Origin of the sequence: Microcystis protocystis FBCC-A270, from assembly GCF_050500235.1 — a bacterium.
Lineage (GTDB): Bacteria > Cyanobacteriota > Cyanobacteriia > Cyanobacteriales > Microcystaceae > Microcystis > Microcystis ichthyoblabe_A.
On the sequence record NZ_CP191407.1, the window covers coordinates 984,621 to 1,003,410 of the forward strand.

The 18,790-nt window shown below is 41.3% G+C and carries 27 protein-coding genes and 1 pseudogene; 11 read left to right on the top strand and 17 right to left on the bottom strand.

Features of this window, described 5'->3' with window-relative positions; translation table 11 throughout:
- Positions 1-59 precede the first annotated feature (59 nt).
- Together proA and ACQY1X_RS04780 are read left to right on the top strand one after the other, a co-directional pair.
- Positions 60-1,355: a glutamate-5-semialdehyde dehydrogenase gene (gene proA, locus ACQY1X_RS04775; protein ID WP_069474530.1), complete on the top strand. Its 1,296-nt coding sequence runs from the start codon at positions 60-62 to the stop codon at positions 1,353-1,355.
- Between the two features lie 15 nt (positions 1,356-1,370).
- Positions 1,371-2,042 carry a riboflavin synthase gene (locus tag ACQY1X_RS04780; RefSeq protein WP_430014084.1) on the top strand — a complete coding sequence of 224 codons (672 nt, stop codon included), beginning with the start codon at positions 1,371-1,373 and terminating at the stop codon, positions 2,040-2,042.
- Positions 2,043-2,104: 62 nt separating this feature from the next.
- On the opposite strand, the gene ACQY1X_RS04785 is transcribed toward ACQY1X_RS04780, so the two are convergent.
- Both ACQY1X_RS04785 and ACQY1X_RS04790 read right to left on the bottom strand, forming a co-directional pair.
- Positions 2,105-2,575, bottom strand: a complete 471-nt coding sequence (locus ACQY1X_RS04785) for a PIN domain-containing protein (RefSeq protein ID WP_130757257.1) — start codon at positions 2,573-2,575, stop codon at positions 2,105-2,107.
- On the bottom strand, positions 2,575-3,762 hold the full coding sequence (locus ACQY1X_RS04790; protein ID WP_430015444.1) for an ImmA/IrrE family metallo-endopeptidase: 1,188 nt from the start codon (positions 3,760-3,762) through the stop codon (positions 2,575-2,577). Before ACQY1X_RS04790 ends, ACQY1X_RS04785 begins: the two co-directional genes overlap by 1 nt.
- A 243-nt stretch (positions 3,763-4,005) precedes the next feature.
- Here ACQY1X_RS04790 and ahcY point away from each other — a divergent pair, with 243 nt between their 5' ends.
- On the top strand, positions 4,006-5,283 hold the full coding sequence (ahcY, locus tag ACQY1X_RS04795; RefSeq protein WP_002755549.1) for an adenosylhomocysteinase: 1,278 nt from the start codon (positions 4,006-4,008) through the stop codon (positions 5,281-5,283).
- A 118-nt stretch (positions 5,284-5,401) separates the two neighbouring features.
- On the top strand, positions 5,402-6,007 hold the full coding sequence (locus ACQY1X_RS04800; protein WP_002769621.1) for a DedA family protein: 606 nt from the start codon (positions 5,402-5,404) through the stop codon (positions 6,005-6,007).
- 84 nt (positions 6,008-6,091) lie between these two features.
- Here ACQY1X_RS04800 and ACQY1X_RS04805 read toward each other — a convergent pair whose 3' ends face one another.
- The 8 genes from ACQY1X_RS04805 to ACQY1X_RS04840 all read right to left on the bottom strand — a co-directional run bounded on the left by ACQY1X_RS04805 (position 6,092) and on the right by ACQY1X_RS04840 (position 10,313).
- Positions 6,092-6,406, bottom strand: a complete 315-nt coding sequence (locus ACQY1X_RS04805; protein WP_002733723.1) for a nucleotidyltransferase domain-containing protein — start codon at positions 6,404-6,406, stop codon at positions 6,092-6,094.
- A 68-nt stretch (positions 6,407-6,474) separates the two neighbouring features.
- Entirely contained in the window at positions 6,475-6,729 is a 255-nt protein-coding gene (locus ACQY1X_RS04810; protein WP_002732184.1) for a hypothetical protein, read from the bottom strand.
- Positions 6,730-7,019: 290 nt separating this feature from the next.
- Complete coding sequence (locus ACQY1X_RS04815) at positions 7,020-7,244, bottom strand: tetratricopeptide repeat protein (RefSeq protein WP_430014644.1); 225 nt, start codon at positions 7,242-7,244, stop codon at positions 7,020-7,022.
- Between the two features lie 12 nt (positions 7,245-7,256).
- Positions 7,257-7,442, bottom strand: a complete 186-nt coding sequence (locus ACQY1X_RS04820; protein WP_002734683.1) for a type II toxin-antitoxin system HicA family toxin — start codon at positions 7,440-7,442, stop codon at positions 7,257-7,259.
- The gene (locus ACQY1X_RS04825; RefSeq protein ID WP_002734253.1) at positions 7,439-7,723 is read right to left on the bottom strand and encodes a type II toxin-antitoxin system HicB family antitoxin; all 285 of its coding nucleotides are present in this window, start codon (positions 7,721-7,723) and stop codon (positions 7,439-7,441) included. The genes ACQY1X_RS04820 and ACQY1X_RS04825 overlap by 4 nt, the downstream gene beginning before the upstream one ends.
- Positions 7,724-7,927: 204 nt before the next feature.
- The gene (locus ACQY1X_RS04830) at positions 7,928-8,068 is read right to left on the bottom strand and encodes a hypothetical protein (RefSeq protein ID WP_002735012.1); all 141 of its coding nucleotides are present in this window, start codon (positions 8,066-8,068) and stop codon (positions 7,928-7,930) included.
- 314 nt (positions 8,069-8,382) lie between these two features.
- A complete protein-coding gene (locus ACQY1X_RS04835) occupies positions 8,383-9,801 on the bottom strand; it encodes a tetratricopeptide repeat protein (RefSeq protein ID WP_430014086.1) in 1,419 nt (472 codons plus the stop codon).
- Between the two features lie 17 nt (positions 9,802-9,818).
- Entirely contained in the window at positions 9,819-10,313 is a 495-nt protein-coding gene (locus tag ACQY1X_RS04840) for a hypothetical protein (protein ID WP_150975493.1), read from the bottom strand.
- A gap of 261 nt (positions 10,314-10,574) precedes the next feature.
- Between ACQY1X_RS04840 and ACQY1X_RS04845 the strand changes: the two genes are divergently transcribed.
- The 3 genes from ACQY1X_RS04845 (at position 10,575) to ACQY1X_RS04855 (ending at position 11,869) form a co-directional block, all read left to right on the top strand.
- Positions 10,575-10,889 carry a hypothetical protein gene (locus ACQY1X_RS04845; RefSeq protein ID WP_002755562.1) on the top strand — a complete coding sequence of 105 codons (315 nt, stop codon included), beginning with the start codon at positions 10,575-10,577 and terminating at the stop codon, positions 10,887-10,889.
- Positions 10,890-11,309: 420 nt separating this feature from the next.
- On the top strand, positions 11,310-11,534 hold the full coding sequence (locus tag ACQY1X_RS04850) for a DUF433 domain-containing protein (protein WP_002740734.1): 225 nt from the start codon (positions 11,310-11,312) through the stop codon (positions 11,532-11,534).
- Entirely contained in the window at positions 11,531-11,869 is a 339-nt protein-coding gene (locus ACQY1X_RS04855; protein WP_430014087.1) for a DUF5615 family PIN-like protein, read from the top strand. The genes ACQY1X_RS04850 and ACQY1X_RS04855 overlap by 4 nt, the downstream gene beginning before the upstream one ends.
- A 239-nt stretch (positions 11,870-12,108) precedes the next feature.
- On the opposite strand, the gene ACQY1X_RS04860 is transcribed toward ACQY1X_RS04855, so the two are convergent.
- Positions 12,109-13,014: a metal ABC transporter permease gene (locus ACQY1X_RS04860; RefSeq protein ID WP_069474524.1), complete on the bottom strand. Its 906-nt coding sequence runs from the start codon at positions 13,012-13,014 to the stop codon at positions 12,109-12,111.
- A gap of 135 nt (positions 13,015-13,149) precedes the next feature.
- Between ACQY1X_RS04860 and ACQY1X_RS04865 the strand changes: the two genes are divergently transcribed.
- The 4 genes from ACQY1X_RS04865 to ACQY1X_RS04880 all read left to right on the top strand — a co-directional run bounded on the left by ACQY1X_RS04865 (position 13,150) and on the right by ACQY1X_RS04880 (position 16,287).
- Positions 13,150-13,668 carry a cofactor assembly of complex C subunit B gene (locus ACQY1X_RS04865; RefSeq protein WP_002734244.1) on the top strand — a complete coding sequence of 173 codons (519 nt, stop codon included), beginning with the start codon at positions 13,150-13,152 and terminating at the stop codon, positions 13,666-13,668.
- Positions 13,669-13,675: 7 nt separating this feature from the next.
- Positions 13,676-14,092, top strand: a complete 417-nt coding sequence (locus ACQY1X_RS04870; protein WP_430014088.1) for an acyl-CoA thioesterase — start codon at positions 13,676-13,678, stop codon at positions 14,090-14,092.
- Between the two features lie 3 nt (positions 14,093-14,095).
- On the top strand, positions 14,096-14,725 hold the full coding sequence (locus ACQY1X_RS04875) for a DUF1361 domain-containing protein (protein WP_430014089.1): 630 nt from the start codon (positions 14,096-14,098) through the stop codon (positions 14,723-14,725).
- Positions 14,726-14,946: 221 nt separating this feature from the next.
- Positions 14,947-16,287 carry a Rieske 2Fe-2S domain-containing protein gene (locus ACQY1X_RS04880; RefSeq protein ID WP_430014645.1) on the top strand — a complete coding sequence of 447 codons (1,341 nt, stop codon included), beginning with the start codon at positions 14,947-14,949 and terminating at the stop codon, positions 16,285-16,287.
- Positions 16,288-16,658: 371 nt separating this feature from the next.
- Here ACQY1X_RS04880 and ACQY1X_RS04885 read toward each other — a convergent pair.
- The 6 genes and pseudogenes from ACQY1X_RS04885 to ACQY1X_RS04910 all read right to left on the bottom strand — a co-directional run.
- Positions 16,659-17,015: pseudogene (locus tag ACQY1X_RS04885) on the bottom strand (IS30 family transposase); the annotation flags it as partial.
- A gap of 233 nt (positions 17,016-17,248) precedes the next feature.
- Positions 17,249-17,419 (bottom strand): hypothetical protein, encoded by a 171-nt coding sequence (locus ACQY1X_RS04890; RefSeq protein ID WP_409939386.1) that lies wholly within the window; start codon positions 17,417-17,419, stop codon positions 17,249-17,251.
- 68 nt (positions 17,420-17,487) lie between these two features.
- Entirely contained in the window at positions 17,488-17,670 is a 183-nt protein-coding gene (locus ACQY1X_RS04895) for a DUF1902 domain-containing protein (RefSeq protein ID WP_002733867.1), read from the bottom strand.
- 44 nt (positions 17,671-17,714) lie between these two features.
- On the bottom strand, positions 17,715-17,933 hold the full coding sequence (locus ACQY1X_RS04900; RefSeq protein ID WP_002734335.1) for a DUF2283 domain-containing protein: 219 nt from the start codon (positions 17,931-17,933) through the stop codon (positions 17,715-17,717).
- A gap of 97 nt (positions 17,934-18,030) precedes the next feature.
- Positions 18,031-18,369, bottom strand: a complete 339-nt coding sequence (locus tag ACQY1X_RS04905) for a XisI protein (RefSeq protein WP_002732833.1) — start codon at positions 18,367-18,369, stop codon at positions 18,031-18,033.
- Positions 18,357-18,776 (bottom strand): XisH family protein, encoded by a 420-nt coding sequence (locus tag ACQY1X_RS04910; RefSeq protein ID WP_002734551.1) that lies wholly within the window; start codon positions 18,774-18,776, stop codon positions 18,357-18,359. The genes ACQY1X_RS04905 and ACQY1X_RS04910 overlap by 13 nt, the downstream gene beginning before the upstream one ends.
- Positions 18,777-18,790: the final 14 nt, after the last annotated feature.

An 18,790-nucleotide genomic window follows, 5' to 3' on the forward strand; every position in this document is an offset into this window, starting at 1 on the left:
AAACTTGATCAAAAATAAGATAAAATAAACAAGATAGCGGTTATTACGTTTAATTTTCTATGGTTACAACTTCTCTATCCCTCCCCGAAATCGCCAGAGAAACCCGTCAAGCGAGTCGTCAACTGGCTATTCTGACTAACGAAGAAAGGAATGAAGCTTTAGAGGCTATTGCTGAGGCTTTAACTGCTAATGCTGATAAGATACTAGACGCTAATATGGTCGATGTTCAAACTGCCAAAGCGATGGAATTATCCCCCGCTTTATGTGCGCGATTAGAGTTAAGTTCCAGCAAATTAAAAGCCGCTATTGCAGGGGTGCGAGATGTGGCTAAATTAGCGGATCCTTTGGCTACGATGCAAATTAACCGGGAATTAGATCAAGGTTTAATTCTGCGGAGAATAACCTGTCCTTTAGGGGTTTTAGGGGTTATTTTTGAAGCTCGTCCCGATGCTTTAATTCAAATTACCAGTTTAGCGATAAAATCCGGCAATGGCGTTATTTTAAAAGGGGGGAAAGAGGCGCTCCGTTCTTGTCAAGCTTTAGTAACAATTATTCATCAGGCATTGAGTCAAACTAAAGTTAATTCGGCGGCGGTGCAATTGTTAACAACAAGAGAAGAAATTCAGGAACTCTTAAAACTTGATCAATACATCGATTTAATTATTCCTAGAGGTTCTAACGAATTTGTGCGTTATATCCAAAATAATACCCGCATTCCTGTCCTCGGCCATGCCGATGGTATCTGTCATCTCTACATCGACAAAGAAGCCGATTTAAGCAAAGCAATTAGGATTACCGTTGATGGCAAAACCCAATATCCTGCCGCTTGTAATACCATTGAAACTTTATTAGTTCATCAAGACATCGCTAGACAATTTTTACCCGCATTGGCCCAGGCATTAGAGGAAAAAAAGGTTAAATTATTGGGAGATGAAACAACTCGTCAGATTATTAACGTACCATCGGCCACAGAAGAAGACTGGCAAACCGAATATAGTGATTTAATCCTGTCAATTAAAATTGTTGATAGTCTAGAATCGGCAATCGAACATATTAATTATTACGGTTCTCGACACACGGAAGCCATTGTCAGCGAAAATTTTAACACGGCCAAAACCTTTAGCGATCGAGTCGATGCCGCCGGAGTTTTTCATAATTGTTCCACGCGATTTGCCGATGGTTTCCGTTACGGTTTTGGGGCCGAAGTGGGTATCAGTACCCAAAAAATGCCCCCCCGTGGTCCGGTGGGATTAGAGGGATTAGTGACCTACAAATATCAATTAGTGGGAGATGGTCATATTGTCGCCGATTATTCTGGGGAAAATGCCCAATCTTTCACTCATAAGGATTTATAGTCGAGAAAAAAGCCGATGTTTACAGGATTAATTCAAGCCTTGGGAAAAATTCGGGTCGTGAATACTGATATACTATATTTGTCTGTATCCTCTGATACAATTCTCCAAGATTTAATGATTGGTGATAGTGTGGCTGTGGATGGAGTTTGTTTGACAGTCGAGGAAATTCTCTCAGAGGGTTTTGTGGCCACCGCTTCCCCAGAAACCCTACAGCGCACTACTTTAGGACGAAGGATTAAAACAGAAACCAACGTTAACCTAGAAACCTCTTTGCGGGTGGGTAGTAAAATCGGCGGTCATTTTGTCACCGGTCATGTGGACGGAATTGGCTGTTTAGTCGAATCGATAATCGTGGCTAATTCGTGGGAAATGACCTTTGCTGCCCCTAGTTCCCTAGAAGAGCAGTGGAATAACTACATAGCTCGTTATATCGTCGGTAAGGGCAGTATAGCTGTTAATGGCATCAGTTTAACCGTGGCCGATTGTGATGCCTCCAGCAGCTGGTTTAAAGTGGCAGTCATCCCCCACACCTACGCTGAAACCAATCTTTCCCATTTAAAATTAGGCGATTGGGTGAATCTAGAAGGGGATATTTTAGGCAAATATGTGGAAAAATTGCTAGGAATGCGCTCTTATCACCCTCCTACCGAGATTAGCCTAGAATTTCTGGCTGAACATGGTTATTAGTTTTCCAGAAAAAGCCTTTTCAACATATAAATTTATTGGCAATTTATCCATTAATTTTAGTTTTAAAATTGCCAACCTTCCCGCTCCATTAAACCCTGAACATTGGTACAATCGATAGAAAAGTGTTGACAGACTGTGGGGATTTTGGGAGCATTAGGCTTCAAGGCTTCTTCGGTAATTACGCAACCGTCTTTTATCTTGGCACAGGCAATAATAAATGGGTCTGCCACTGGTTTTCCTTGTAATCTTGCTTTTTGACTCACTAAATCCTTAAAGTTACTTATAGAAAAAGTTTCAGCAATAAATAAAGTTTCCTGAGCAGTGGGTGGTAAAAATATTTGTTTATTGAAGTCTATCCAATCTAAAACAAATTGTTTATTATTGCCATATTCTACTTCTTTAAGCACTTCGCGTACTGATTTTAGTTTACCTTCTGACACAAGCAAATCGATTTTTTGCCAAACGGTAGGAAAACTTTTGGGAAAATAGTTTCCTAAAACCTTAAAACTACTTGTGTCAAAAATGTAAACCATCAAAACAGTCCTTTGTCTAATAAATATTGTTCAAGTTTTTCCACCGTAGCAACTTTTTTAATGTTTAGATAATCAGCAACACGCTCGATATCGTATTGGCCTTGATAGTATTTATTGAACACAAGTTTTAGGTAATTTTCTCCCAAATATGTCGCCTGATTAGCATAGGGATTACCTCCAGATTTTTTATTTTTGTCCTGACTTTTTCCCACCTGCTCACTGTACCACTCGCTTACTTTAAGAGTATATTCTTTCTGGGAGATTAAGTTATTATCTAATAGTTTTCGTAAAACTACTTCTCGACTAACCTTATAATCACTGGAAATTTTCGAGATAATTTTATCGTTATCGTTAACGTTAACTATTGTTTCTCTGATTATCTCATAAAAAACATGATTAGGAAGCAGAAACTCCGCAGCAAATTTATTACAAAATATCTCGATATATTTATTTTCTCCTTGCAAACTATTAATATATCTATCGTCAGATTTAGTAATTCCATTAGTCTGCAAAAGAATATGTGCTAATTCATGAAAAATGGTAAATATTTGTCTAGATTTTTCAGTGCTATTATTAAGATAGATGATCGGAAATTCAATATCTATAAAGCAAAATCCCGAAATTTCTCGCTGCTTAAAAGAACGCTTAAAAATAAAAATACCGGCTTCTTCCACGGCACTCCGCCATTTTTTTAAGGCAGTTTCCTGATCATTCCAGGTCAGTTGTTCTTCTAGAGTAACGTTTAAATAATTTCTGATCTGTTCGGCTAATATCCTTAAATCATCACTAGAGCTAACCGAAATATCCTGAAAGATTTTCTTGGTACTAGGATTAATACCATTATTAATTTCCTGTAGCGACAATTGCATCGCTTTTGCTTGTCGTAAAGCATAGATAGTATCGGCGGCCAAATTTTCGATTTCAAAGTCTGGCAAAGTTCTAAATTCTTGTTTTTCCTCCGCTTCTAGGGGAGGTTCTGGGAAAAAGAATAAAGCGAGAGGACGTTTATATATTTCTGCCAACTTTTCCAATTGACTATAAGTAGGAAAGTCCTCTCCTGACTCCCATTTTTCGATAACAGAAACATCTTTTTTAAACTTGACCGCCACAGACTCAAGAGAATATCTTGCCCTTTCTCTTGCCCATTGGATTATCTTGGGATTAACGCCTGTCAGTTTCTCGCCCATTAGTCGATCTTATCATCACGAGATAGAGATTTCTAGCTTAATTTAGATCATACAGTAGTTTTATTGTACTATATAATTACCCAAAATAGAGACAATATACTGAGTTCTGGATAGGTCAGTGAGGGATTGATAACTTTTTCCTATATAAAAAACCGGTGGAAAGCTTGACATTAGCCAAAATCCCCAGACAATGTTAAGTTAAATTAACCAATAGCCTAGGCTTGTATTTAAGGAAAACCCCTTATGGTAGCAACACCAGTTCAACAGAAATACGACATCAAAGATATTAGTTTAGCCCCCATCGGCAAACAGCGCATCGAATGGGCCGGTCGGGAAATGCCCGTTTTGCGTCAATTAGCCGAACGTTACGCCATCGAAAAACCCTTTGCTGGACTGCGTTTAGTCGCTTGCTGCCACGTTACCACCGAGACCGCTAATTTGGCCATCGCACTCAAAGCCGGTGGAGCTGATGCGTTACTGATTGCCAGTAATCCCCTTTCCACCCAAGATGATGTGGCCGCTTGTTTGGTCGCTGATTACGGCATCCCCGTTTATGCAATCAAAGGGGAAGATAACGACACCTATCACCGTCACGTTCAAATCGCCCTCGATCATAAACCCCAGATTATCATCGATGATGGTTGTGATGTAGTGGCCACCCTAGTTAAAGAAAGAAGTCACCAATTACCCGACATTATCGGTACTACCGAAGAAACTACCACCGGTATCGTCCGTTTGCAAGCCATGCTCAAAGCCGGGGTGTTATCCTTCCCCGCAATGAACGTTAACGACGCAGAAACCAAGCATTTCTTTGATAATCGCTACGGTACAGGTCAATCTACCCTTGATGGTATCATTCGCGCCACCAATATCCTTCTTGCCGGTAAAACCGTGGTTGTGGCTGGTTATGGTTGGTGTGGTAAAGGTGTGGCTATGCGGGCCAAAGGTTTAGGTGCTAATCTAATTGTCACCGAAATTAACGCCGTGCGGGCCATTGAAGCGGCGATGGACGGTTTCCGGGTTATGCCCATGGATGAAGCCGCTAAGGAAGGCGATATCTTTATCACTGTCACTGGTAACAAGCACGTTATCCGGGCTGAACATTTTGACCTGATGAAAGATGGGGCGATTGTTTCCAACTCCGGTCACTTTGATATTGAAATCGACCTGCAAGCTTTAGGCGCAAAAGCCGATAATGTTAAGGAAGTTCGCAACTTTACCCAACAATATAGACTAAAAAGCGGTAAATCCGTCGTTGTTATCGGTGAAGGTCGCCTAGTTAACCTGGCAGCCGCCGAAGGTCATCCTAGCGCCGTTATGGATATGAGTTTCGCTAACCAGGCGATCGGTGTAGAATACTTGGTTAAAAATAAAGGTAAATTAGCCCCCGGCATCTACTCAATTCCCTACGAATTAGACCAAGAAATCGCCCGCTTGAAACTGCAAGCCATGGGGATTGAAATCGATACCCTCACCGAAGCCCAATTAGAATATATCAACTCCTGGACTTCCGGAACCTAATATCAGTTATCAGTTATCAGTTATCAGTTATCAGTTATTAGTTATTAGTTATTAGTTATTGGTTGTCAGTTCACTGAAAATACTCTACTTTAAAACTGTTTTCTAAATCCTCAAAAATATGACTGAATGGATTACAAATACAATGACTTCTATGGGCTATTTAGGCATAGCCCTATTGATGTTTTTAGAGAATCTTTTTCCTCCCATTCCCTCGGAATTAATTATGCCTCTAGCGGGTTTTACCGTCCATGAGGGACAAATGCAATTTATTCCGGCAGTGGTAGCGGGGATTGTCGGAACCGTAGTCGGAGCGCTACCTTGGTATTATCTCGGTCGGGTTGTGGATGAGGAAAAAATCGAAAAACTAGCCGATAAATACGGCAAATGGATTACCGTTTCCGCTAAAGATATTCAAAAAGCTAATCAATGGTTTAACCGTCACGGTAGTAAAGCGGTTTTACTCTGTCGTTTGGTCCCCGGAGTACGAACTTTGATTTCCCTACCCGCCGGGATGAATCACATGGCGATGATTCCCTTTTTAGTTTACTCCACCATCGGCACGACTCTCTGGGTCGTTTTTTTAACGGCAGCAGGTTACTTTTTAGGGAAGAATTACCCCCTTGTGGAAGAATATCTGGCTCCCGTGTCAAAAATAGCCCTACTTGTCCTGGTTATCTGGTTTATCCTCTGGATTATCCGCAAACGTAACCGCCGGTATGAGTAGGTGTTGATGAGAGGTGGTGCGTTACGACGGATTGTCACCTTCCAGTCACAGCAGCAATTTTTGCCGTCTAACGCACCCTACGTTTTACTGCTTACCTTCTCGGCGAATATTTTCTAATAAAGGAGTATCTTTACATAAAAAGTCTTCTTCAGATATGGGCAAAACTGAGATGAGTTGATCGTATTTAAGGTTAATTTGATTTTTCACTTCTCCCATACGGAAAATTTCATCTCCAGGAGAAGCTGGACTTTTTAAAATTACCATGATGTCAATATCAGAGTCTTCTGTTGCATCCCCTCTTGCTTGAGAACCGTACAGAACTAAGTTTATTAATTTATCGCCATAGATTTTTTCTAGTGCTTGGCGAAATTCTGTGATGATTTTTTCAAGTTTTTTCATAATTTATCAATTTTAGACCTTCAAGCTATTTTCCCCAAACTTTAGCCCCATCTTCTTGCGGTTTGTCATTAGCTATTTTTTAACAAAGCCTCCCCTTTTGAAGTCAATTCCCAACGATCACGCGGCGATTCTTTTTCCACATAACGTTTGACTAAGCCTCGCTGGCAAAGATTTTTTAAGACTGTCATCATATCAGGTTCTCTAGGAACATCTCGGCGGGAAAGTGCGTTAGCTAATTCGTACCAACTCCATTTTCCTTTTCCTTTTTCAACTAATTGGAGAAGCACCAATTCAAGTTGGGTTAACTGTACGGTATCTTTCATGATTAATCCTCTATACTTGGGTGAAATAAAACGCCAAATCCTTCTTTTAAACCATAATCTTCAAGGGTTGCTGTGTGAGCATTATTCCACAATTTGTAAGCCAGATCGGGATCGGGTGGCTGTCCAGTGGGATAGCCTAGTTTTTTACTTCTTGATAGGATAATTTAAGAATTTTACCTCCCGCTTTAGATGGTTCAAATAGCCTGCCGCTAATAGCTTCTTTCTCTTGCATTATAGATTAATTCATCAGTCCTTTATTTTGATTTTTTAATTTCAGTAACAACCATTTTTTATGAGAACAATCTTCCCCAAAATCCTTTTTCAAGATTTTTGATCCTGTCGAGAGCCTTACGATACTCTTCCATATTGCCTTGCTGCGAGTAAAGTTGTGCTGCTTGATTGTAGTCAGCGATCGCACCTTGGTAGTCTCCTAAGTTTTTCTTGGCCGACCCGCGATTGTTGTAGGCAGCAGCATAGTCGGGTTTGATATTAGTGGCTTGATTGTAGTCAGCGATCGCACCTTGTTATCAAGGTTCTGGTATCTCCAACTGACGAAAAATTCTCACAGCAGTAAACTCTACAATTTCTCTATGTCGAGGGATGGCTGTGCGCCGACCATTGAGTGGATTTTCCCAGATGGAATGTTCACTTCCTTCTCGTACCAATTGACAACCCTGTTGACTGAGATAACGCAACAAATCTCGACGCTTCATGAGGCTATCAAAGTCGGTACAATTTGGACATGGGTTGATGCAGAAAATATTAGATAAATTGGTTCTTCTAAATCCGCTTCTGGGTCTGTTAACAACTCATTAGGCAAGGGTAAGGATTCCCCCCTAGATATATTAACTTCTGCCATGTCCACCAGCGCACTGGCTAAGGAACGGCGTACTGCTGCTAGATCATTTCCCCAGGAAATCACGCCAGGGAAATCCAAGACTTCTCCATGGACTCCCTGTTCCAGAAATTTATACATTGCTTTGTAGGTAAGCATCCAATTTATACTCCTTTCTTTCACCGAATTTTTTGATTAATAGATTAAGAACTGAACAAATTGGGAAAAAGCCTATGTTTTCGTTCTAGAAATCTCCAAAACTAAGCTTGACAAATTGCCTGAAGTTGTTATATCTTACAGGTTACAAGTCTTTGCGCGAGAGAAGAAAAAACGAGAATCGACCAAAGACCCCCTGTTCCCTTCTCAGATCCACACGCTACGGCTAGTAACATCTCGGCGGGAAAGTGCGTTAGCTAATTCGTACCAACTCCATTTTCCTTTTCCTTTTTCAACTAATTGGAGAAGCACCAATTCAAGTTGGGTTAACTGTACGGTATCTTTCATGATTAATCCTCTATACTTGGGTGAAATAAAACGCCAAATCCTTCTTTTAAACCATAATCTTCAAGGGTTGCTGTGTGAGCATTATTCCACAACTTGTAAGCCAGATCTGGATCGGGTGGCTGTCCAGTGGGATAGCCTAGTTTTTTATTTCTTGATAGGATAATTTAAGAATTTTACCTCCCGCTTTAGATGGTTCAAATAGCCTGCCGCTAATAGCTCCTGTCTCTTGCATTATAGATTAATTCATCAGTCCTTTATTTTGATTTTTTAATTTTAGTAACAACCATTTTTTATGAGAACAACCTTCCTCAAAATCATTTTTCAAGATTTTTCACCTGATTAAGGGCATCTTGGTAATCAACCATCTTGTTCTGTTGCGAGTAAAGTTGTGCCGCTTGATTGTAGTCAGCGATCGCACCTTGCTTGTCTCCTAAGTTAGACTTGGCATTCCCGCGATTGTAGTAGGCAATAGCATAGTCAGGTTTGATATTAATGGCTTGATTGTAGTCTGCGATCGCACCTTGGTAGTCTCCTAAGTCATCCTTGGCCGACCCGCGATTGTTGTAGGCAATAGCATAGTCAGGTTTGATATTAATGGCTTGATTGTAGTCTGCGATCGCACCTTGCTTGTCTCCTAAGTTAGACTTGGCATTCCCGCGATTGTAGTAGGCAATAGCATAGTCAGGTTTGATATTAATGGCTTGATTGTAGTCTGCGATCGCACCTTGCTTGTCTCCTAAGTTAGACTTGGCAATCCCGCGATTGTAGTAGGCAATAGCATAGTCAGGTTTGATATTAATGGCTTGATTGTAGTCAGCGATCGCACCTTGGTAGTCTCCTAAGTCATCCTTGGCCGACCCGCGATTGTTGTAGGCATCAGCATAGTCGGGTTTGATATTAATGGCTTGATTGTAGTCTGCGATCGCACCTTGCTTGTCTCCTAAGTCAGACTTGGCTATCCCGCGATTGTTGTAGGCATAAGCATAGTCAGGTTTGATTTTAATGGCTTGATTGTAGTCAGCGATCGCACCTTGGTAGTCTCCTAAGTTATACTTGGCATTCCCGCGATTGTTGTAGGCATCAGCATAGTCGGGTTTGATATTAATGGCTTGATTGTAGTCTGCGATCGCACCTTGCTTGTCTCCTAAGTCAGACTTGGCTAACCCGCGATTGTTGTAGGCATAAGCATAGTCAGGTTTGATTTTAATGGCTTGATTGTAGTCAGCGATCGCACCTTGCTTGTCTCCTGATTCACCTTTGTTATAGGCACTGTTAAACCACTCCTCGGCGGTCAATTGTACGGTTTTGGGGTGTAACTCTGGCTTAACTTGGGTAATGCCCCACTGTAGCCGATAAAAAGCCGTAGCATCATCAATCTGCTCAAACTTAACCCAATTAAGTTCTTGTAGGAATAGTAAATCACTAGGAATATTATTAACCCCTGGTAACAAAACAGGAATAACAGGAATTTTTTGATTAACAAATTTAGTAATAAGCGATCGCAGTTCCATGACCTGCCACGTTCCTAATCCCTTAGTACCAATAATAATAGCTGCCGATTTAATCAGGGGAATAGCTTTTTGAATTTCATCCTGAAATGACATCCCTGGTGGGATTTGTTCCTCATCTAGCCAAGGTTTTAACCCTCGTTCCCTCAGTTTTTTAGCGATCACCCTTACTTGCGGTTTATCCACACTATTATGAGCCAGGAAAACATCAAACTGCTGAGACATTTAAAGAACCTCCTCCCCTAATTTTCAACCCCAGCAATCTCTGCTAGAGCCAGTGCATACCGACTTAAATCCTGCCTGAGAGCCTCTAACTCCCTTCGCAATTCAGGTTCTTCTATCCATTGCTGCTCGTATTCCTTGGGACTGACATCAGCAGGGCGCTTCGCTTCCCAAACCTGTAAGCGAGGATGCCACTTGGCTAGAAAACGGCGCAACCCCCGATTCAGGACAGCGATCGCAATACCGCCCACTGAATTGCGAGAAGCCCCCACATCGGGACCCGCTTCCTTGAGAATCTCGCGGGTTGTCCCAAATAAACTATACAGCGAGTTCAAAGCCTCACGCAGCAGCCCTTCTTCCCCCTCTAATGGCTCTACAGCAATGCGCGTCACCAATTCCACATAAAGTGACCATGCAGCCCTTCTCTCAGTCGGATCTGCCTCCCATTCGGCTGAACCAATACCAAAAGGAAGACTGACAGACACTTTCTTCAATACAGCCGGATCGCCCTTCATCTGTTTCCCCTCGCCTCAGCCTCTAATGTTGCCATTCTCCTTTCCAATTATATGACGGGATTTAGCTTATTACTCCCAATATTGGGCTGGGTGGAGAGTGGCGATTGTCCTGAAAAAAACGGCTCCGACTAGATGCAGAAATCGTTAGAATAATCAAAGAATGACTTCTCCTGAACGATAGTCATTTCCGAAACACAACAGGCTCTTTTCTTCTCTCTGTCTCTAGTTAAATTTGTCCCCACTGGGCAAAAATTAGCCAAAATGAGCCAAATAACCTCTCGAAAAGTTCCTCTGGGAAGTTCGATTTTTCCTCATCAACATCGCCTTTCTGCTGAAGAAATAGCGAAAATTGAGGCTGAGGATAAAGCTTTAGCTCGGCGTTGTCGAGAGATTTTTGACCGCGTTTATCCACAATTAGCAGGGGAATATTATGACTGGTTTATTGTCATTGAGCCTGAGAGTGGGGACTATCGCTGGAGCAAATTCTTGATGAAGATTTTCTGCCTTTTTAAATATGATTGTTCCAAACTTACCGTACAAAATCAAAAAAAGAAGACAATTATTGCCGACCAATAAAAAACAATTTTGAGGCAGAATGATAAAGTAGCTCATGTTATCAGAGCGATCGCCGCTTGGGATCAAGGTTCTGGTCGGTAATGCGTTATCCTCAGAAAAGGGAAACTCAACTTTACTAGGCATGAGCAGATGCCCCTTGGTCATCCTGAATCATCTGCATCAGAATGTTTGCAGCTGCCGTTGCGTCCTAGGGCGACCAAATTGGGTACTCTGATGCGGAGAAGATGAATTGTAGTTCAGCGTCTGGGATTTGTGTGGCTAGGAGTTTAAAGAGTGTTGACATCCTCACCGCCGGGGCTGGGCGGTGAGGATGTCAAAATTTTTCATAATTGACAGGGTGGGCATAGCCTACCCTATTTTGTTGAAACTTTTAGCACTCTAGTTCACAATAAAGGTAAAGATCGTAAGAGCTACCTTGTAATGGCGGAATTGCTTTCAAGAATTACAGTTAATCCTCGGCAGTGCGGTGGTCGTGCCTGTATTCGAGGAATGAGAATCCGGGTGTCAGATGTGTTAGATCTATTCGCGGCAGGTTTAAGCGCGAGAGAAATTCTAGATGAAATGCCTGATCTTGAGGCAGATGATTTGAAAGCAGCGCTTTTATATGCCTCGCGGAAGCTTAATCACCCGGTTTTACTGGCATGACAATTTGGGTTGACGCACATTTGTCTCCTGCAATTGCAACCTGGATTAGCACTACACTTGAGATTGAAACTGTGGCTTTGCGTGATCTTGGACTGAGAGATGCTGAAGATACTGAAATCTTTCAGGTTGCAAAAGCTCAAAGAGCTATCCTAATGACCAAAGACAGCGATTTTGTAGATTTAGTTGAGCGACTTGGTTCGCCCCCACAAATTATTTGGCTGACTTGTGGCAATACCTCTAATGCCCGGTTGCGTGAAATCTTGAGTGAGACTTTACCCAGGGCTTTAGAACTTTTAGCTGCTGGTGAGACATTGGTAGAAATTAGCGGAGACTAGCTGTACAGGCTAATGAATCCAAGAGCTACCCAATACAAGAGGTCAAATGGCTATTTTCCAATATCAGATTCTTGTGGGGAAGAATTAACCTAATGCTGTGGTCTGGTATGTCGCTTAAGTACAATATGAAACGATGAAATCAACACAATATCAGAGTAAGAGCCTCGAAAAATCTGGCAAATTATCGCAGTTATCTCGGCCGTCGGCTTTTTTTGATCACTCCCACCTTATCCCCCAAACTAACGCCGTCTCAACAAATTTTTTATCTCTACCCAGATAGACAGTTGACCACCTAGACTAGCGGGATGAGTGAAAATTCCTTGACGGGGACTGAATAAAAAGGCCAACATAAATAGGGTAAAAGCGACAAGCACGATCGCCGGTCCAGAGGGTAAATTCCAGTAATAACTTAAATACATCCCACTGATACTAGAAATAATACCCACACCCACACCTAAACCCATGACTTGATGAAGACGGGTAACTAAAAGATAAGCAGTGGCTGCCGGGGTAATCAAAAGGGACAAAACGAGGATTACTCCCACCGCTTGGAGACTAGCAACGATTGTCAAACCAATCAGGAGCATTAAGCCTAAATCTAATAAATTTACTGGTAAACCCGCCGCTTGCGCCCCGATTTTGTCGAAAGTGTAGAATAATAGTTCTTTATACAGGAGCAAAACGGTTAATAAAACGATAACGGCAATAATTAGGGTATCGCGGATGTCGGCAGCAGTAACACCGAGAATATTGCCGAAGAGAAAGTGATTAAGGTCGATTTTGTTGTTTTTTTGGATGAGAGTGATCAGGGTGATGCCAAGGGCGAAAAAAGCCGAGAAAACGATACCCATGGCCGCATCTTCTTTGATTGGGGAACGATTACGGATTAAGTTAATCAGTAGGGTACTGACCATTGAGGCTAGTAAAGCACCCAGTAAAAGATTAAAATTACCAATAAAAGCGATCGCTAATCCGGGTAAGACCGAGTGACTGATGGCATCGCCCAAGAGGGCCAAACGTTGTACCATCAGGTAGGTTCCCACCACCGCACAGATGATCCCGACGATGATAGCTTCAATTAGGGATCTCTGCATGAAACTATACTGTAAGGGTTCGATTAATCCTGTTAATAGATTGTTGCCCATGAATCTGCCTTGGGGTTAAATTTTTCTGATTCTCGATCGAGGTTTTGCTCCTAGGATCTATCTTCTAAATCGGGGGAGAAGATAGGTTAGGATAATTAGGATTAATTGTAAGTTTTTTCGCTCCTAACTGCCGCCATGGATACCCCCGTTCTTTCCTCAACTTTTTTTCTGACTCTCCTGCTCATGGTAGGATTATTCTTTTTTATTCGCGGTTCCGTCAAAGAGCGTATCGAACAGCGTGTCTATCTTACCAGTACCAGTGACGACCAACTATTAGAACAACTGCGAGACTATTTTGACCGACGTTCCTATCAAGTCAAGGCGATCGAACCCGAACAGAATATTGTCAGATTACAGGGTTTTGTGCCGCCTAGCCCCTTCCTAGCGATATTTTTGACAATTTTGGCGGCCTTGGGTTTATTTTGCTTCTCACTGGTGTTATCGGTGTTATTTCCCGATACTAATCCCTATATTTTTGCTCTTGTGGGTTTATCTCCCCTCGCCGGTGTTTTCTATTGGCAAAAAGTCGGCCGTTTAGAAGAAGTGGCTTTTAAAGTAGAAAGCAAATCTCAGCAAACGGAATTAACTGTCAAAGCCCATCGGGACGAGTTAAGACAACTACAAGATAGTTTAACCTTTCTGGAAAGACAATAAGCTTTTTATGTCCTACGAGCGCCTAATTTATCTGGCCGATACCGATGCGGCCGGTGTGGTTTACTTTGCCCATCTTCTCTCGATCTGTCATGAAGCCTACGAGTTTTCCTTAGCACAATTTGGCATCAATATCAAGGATTTTTTGAAAGATTCTCCGGTTGCCCTACCGATTACTCAAGCGGAAATCCAGTTTTTTCGTCCTCTTTTTTGTGGCGATCAAATACAGATTAATTTCACTGTCCGATCCCTAAGCGAAAACGAGTTTGAATTGCATTATAAAATTTATTTGGCTGAAATCATGGTCGGAAAAGCGAAAACTCGCCATGTGTGCATCGCTCCCACCGATAGACAAAGAATCCCTTTCCCGGAATCTTTAAAAAATTGGTTAGGATATTTATCAACCCTAGAGGATACTGATATTTAAGAGATGATTTTGGCAGATTTAACGATGATTTTAAATAGGGATTGGTGGCATAATGCTTGGCAATTATTTAACCTCAGTACCGGGAGGATTATCTGGAATTCTTTTCTGGCTTTTATCCCCTTTATCCTCAGTTTTTGGCTATTTCGGATCACCCTCGATCGTTCCCTACTCTGGTGGTTAATTCTCTTAGTTTTTGTGCTTTTTTTACCCAATGCTCCCTACATTCTCACCGATAGCATTCATTTAATCTCTTATGTTCAGCAGGATTACGCCAAAAGTTTATTTTTTTTAGTTTTAATTCCCCAGTATAGTATCTTTATTTTTATTGGCTTTCAGCTATACGTTATCTCCTTACTTAATTTAAAAAGTTATTGTCAGCAAAGTCAGCTAAATTCAGCAGTTTTACCCCTAGAAATAACTCTCCATTTTTTAAGTGCGATCGGTATCTATTTAGGAAGGTTTCTCCGACTGAATAGTTGGTATCTAGTCACTCAACCGCAGCAACTATTCTGGAGTTTGCAGAATTTACTGACTCAAAAACCTTTGATATTCATCTCTGTCTGTTTTTTAATTATTTGGCTACTATACGAAATCAATAAAAGGCTTTACAATCGATTTTTTGGCTACAATTAACGCCTATCGGAGATTTCCACCCTCTCCTATAGCGGTAAGCGCTTGAGTGAGATACAGACCAAGCCTTGCCTAGCATGGTTTATAGCTCGTGACACTGTACCTCATACGACTGCACACCGCTATAGTCCCTTTCCGATTAATTAAAAGATAGTAGGAAGACAGAGATCAATTTGCCGCACCGATATTATGATGATGATCAATATTTTTTCTCTCTCATCGCCATGACGAGCGCAGATCAATCTCAACCCCTGCCTAGGGATGACTGTTTTCACTACCAAAATTGTTGGTATCCTGTGTTATTCGTGCAGGATTGGCAAAAAAATCCCTACTCTTTCTGTCTTTATGGGCAACCATTGCTAATATTTCGCGATCAACAGGGAAAATGGGGCTGTTTGCTTGATCGCTGTCCCCATCGCTTGGCTAAACTCTCCACAGGACAGATGATCGCTGGGCGTTTAGAATGTTTATACCATGGTTGGCAGTTCGAGACGGATGGAAAATGTTCCCATATTCCCCAACTGCCAGTTAATACCCCGATTCCCCGCAATGCCAAGGTTAAATCCTATGGGGTGGTGGAACGTCAGGGAGTCCTCTGGGTTTGGTTAGGAGAAGAGGAAACAGCGAAAGAAAGCGATATTCCTATCATCAAAGACCTAGAAGACCCCAATTGTGTCCATACCGATTATCTCATTGATTTTCCCTACGAACAGGGCTATTTACTCGAAAATCTCCTCGATCCCGCCCATGTTAATATTAGCCATGATCGCAGCGAATTCGGGGCAAAACGGGAAAATGCTCAACCTTTAGCCTTCCAAATCCTCGAAATCTCGGCGCGGGGAATTCGCAGTCAGTGGCGCAATAGCCGCAATCCGCAAGAAAGCTGGAAATATCTGGATTTTATAGCCCCTAATCTCGTTCATTATCGTTTTTCTCTGCCTAATCCCCATTGGTGTGCTGGATTGGCTTTATACGGGATTTCTCTGGGTCAAGGTCGTTCTCGCTTACTGGTGCGACGTTACCAAAATTTTGCCGTTAACTCCCGTCAATACCGTTGGCGCTGGTTGGAACATCTGCGTCAAAGTCGCATCCTCGAAGATGATCTACCTTTAATTCAAAGTCAGCAGCAAATGGTGGAAAAGTCAAGAGATAGTTTACAAAAATTATACTTGCCCTTAAAAAGTTCCGATGCCTTGGTGATTGAGTTACGTCAATGGTTCGATCGCTATGGGGACTCTTTCCCCTACTATCAAGGCTACACCAGCCAGCGGACAACGGCGATCGATTTATTCGATCCTTTACCCCTCGATCGCTATTCTCGTCACACTGTCCACTGTCGCACCTGTAGCGCTGCCCATGAAAACATGGTAAAAACTAAACAAATCGCAATTTTAATGGGGATATTATTAGCTTTACTGGCAATTTTATCCCCAAATCAGTCTATCTATCAAATTACTGCCCTTATTTTCGCAATTTTGGCTTTAGCAATAGCGATCGCTGCCAATTACACCCGCACAAAATTTGAACGCACCTATGAGAAAAAAGCCCATACCAAACTACAGTAATAATACTAAATCCGTTGAGTATAGGCTACATATCAGGACAGGTAAAAGGCAGCAGGCACTAATGCAAAAGGGTGAATAAATAATCAGTTTTTAATAAACAGATTTAGTATGACTCTTAAATGATGACAAATGTATCAGCAGCTGCCTGTAAGCATCCCACCGAAAAGCTAATGCGCGGGGGGTTTGGGGGGTTCTACCACCCAAAAGCTTGGATTGAGTGATAAAATCGGAAGTAATGCCAGATTTTATCAGAGAGTTTTCGCGTAAAAATCCCAACTTGCTAGATTTACAAAAATGAGATGCACCCGAAGTCAGGAGTTAGCGAGATGTGGAATTAATTTTACTTAGGTACTTAACTAAGATTGGCCAATTCAAGTCTGAATTGCATCACTGTCTGATCTACCTTTATAGAATACCTCATTCGGGGTACGATAGTCAAGACATTTTCGAGGACGATTGTTAATCAAGTTTACGGCTCTTTCCACCTCCTCTGGCTTAACGATTTTAAAATTCGTTCCCTTGGGGAAAAATTGTCTTAACAGTCCATTGGTATGCTCGTTTAATCCCCTCTCCCACGAATGATAAGGAGTAGCAAAATAAAAATCTGCTCCTAGTTTCTGACTCAACTCTTGATGTCCACAAAATTCTTTGCCGTTGTCACAAGTAAAGGTTTTTCTTTTGTCAGGGTGAATCTCTTGAAAAAGTTTTTCTGTGACTCTATTGATTTCCAGCAATTCTCATTTTGAAACGATTTTGCGTTGTTTCAGCGATCTAGAGATTCGTTAAGAATTATTAACCCCTCTAGGTGCAGGGGTTTTAATGTCATGAAACCTTAAAATGAGAATTGCTGACCTGATGAGCCTTTCTTTGTCAACTCTTGAGGTTGATGCGTTTCATTTTTGAATTGGCGTACTTTTTAAATCTTTAAGATCCTTGATAAAAGTAGGAAGATAGTTGATTTTCATTCTTTTTCTAATTCAATTAAAGCTTCCTCCAAAGTTAAGGGAGTTTCATCTTTAACGTCTATCATGGCCCGATAGAGTCCAGTATCTTCATAGGTTTCTATTATTTGTTGATAGTCTTCAAAATTAATGATAACTTGCTGTATCTGACCTTGATTATCCGTAATCAAGTCTTGAGCAAAGGGATAATCTTTAGATGTTCATAATTAATTGTTCCTCATTTTGTGGACGGTTTGCATTATTCACACTCCTTTGTTTCCAATTCTAATAGGATGGGAATTAAGTCTTTGGCAATATCAATGACGGCATCTATTGTATCAGCTTCAGTGACAAGTCCTTGTATATCGGGACTGGTGGCGACATAGTAATCTTGTCCGTTTTCTTGAAAGCGCTCAATAGTGAGGTTAATTGGGTTTTGCATGGGGAATCCATAGAGTTTATAGAATAATTTTATTATGACAACTCTTATAAACTTGAAGCTAATTGAGGCGCGACAATAGTTTCTAGGGAAAAAGCATTCAGATCCGTTAAGCTTTTGGCGTGTTCCAAGGTGATTGCACAAATATTCCCCTGCTGATCAAGATCGACCAAGGTATTTTCATTGATTTCTTGAGTCTCGACAATGGGATTGTTATTGAACTCTAGGTATAGAGTATCCGTATCTTGAAAGTAGGTGATTTTCATGGCTGACTTGGGTTATCAAGAGTTTCTAATCTTCTTCTAATAGTGATTCATTTGGTGGGTGATTGCGGTTTTGAGAATTGTCCATCATATTTGAACGTTAAGCGACAGCGAAGCCTGTATAGGGTCTAATTTCAGGGGATTTAAAGGCTAAAATAATCTGGTTTTGAGGGATTCCCGCAGCTACTAATTCATCGGCAATACCATCCTCAGTTCCGTCGTGTTGAATCCAAATTTTTTGATCAATAATATCAATATGTAATAGGGTTCCGTAGATTCGATAACCATTTTGCCAACCTGTTTCAACCAATAAATAGCGATCGCGGGTTTGATCTAGGACTAATTCGATTTGGATTTGGTGATCAGTGTCGAGGAAGTCGGCATAATCTTGGAATGTTTTTTCAATAATTTGCCGATATTGGGCAATTAAGGAAGCCATCGTACAATTACCTCCTGGTTGGGATCAAAACTAAATAACTCAATAATACCATCTTCAATTAAGGTTTGACCTGCTTCTTCTTCAAATACTGTTTTGCAGGTGTTTTCGCTAACAGCCAAAAATAGTTTATATTCGGGATAATAACGCCTTAAAAGATGGGTATAAACGACAAATTGACCAACTGCCTCTTCAAGGTCTTTCATATCAGAGGGACGAGTAAAGCTCTTAATTTCAACGGCTATTTTTTCTGTTCCCTTTTCTGCGGCTAATAGTCTTTCTGCTCCCAAATCAACAAACAGGTTTTTACCTCTTGCTAAACGAATCCGTAGGGGGTCATGGGTAATTGTCCAGCCGTCTTTGATTAGGGCGTGTTTTACACAGTCATGGAAAATATCTTTGGCAGGCATTGTTTTTTATAGAT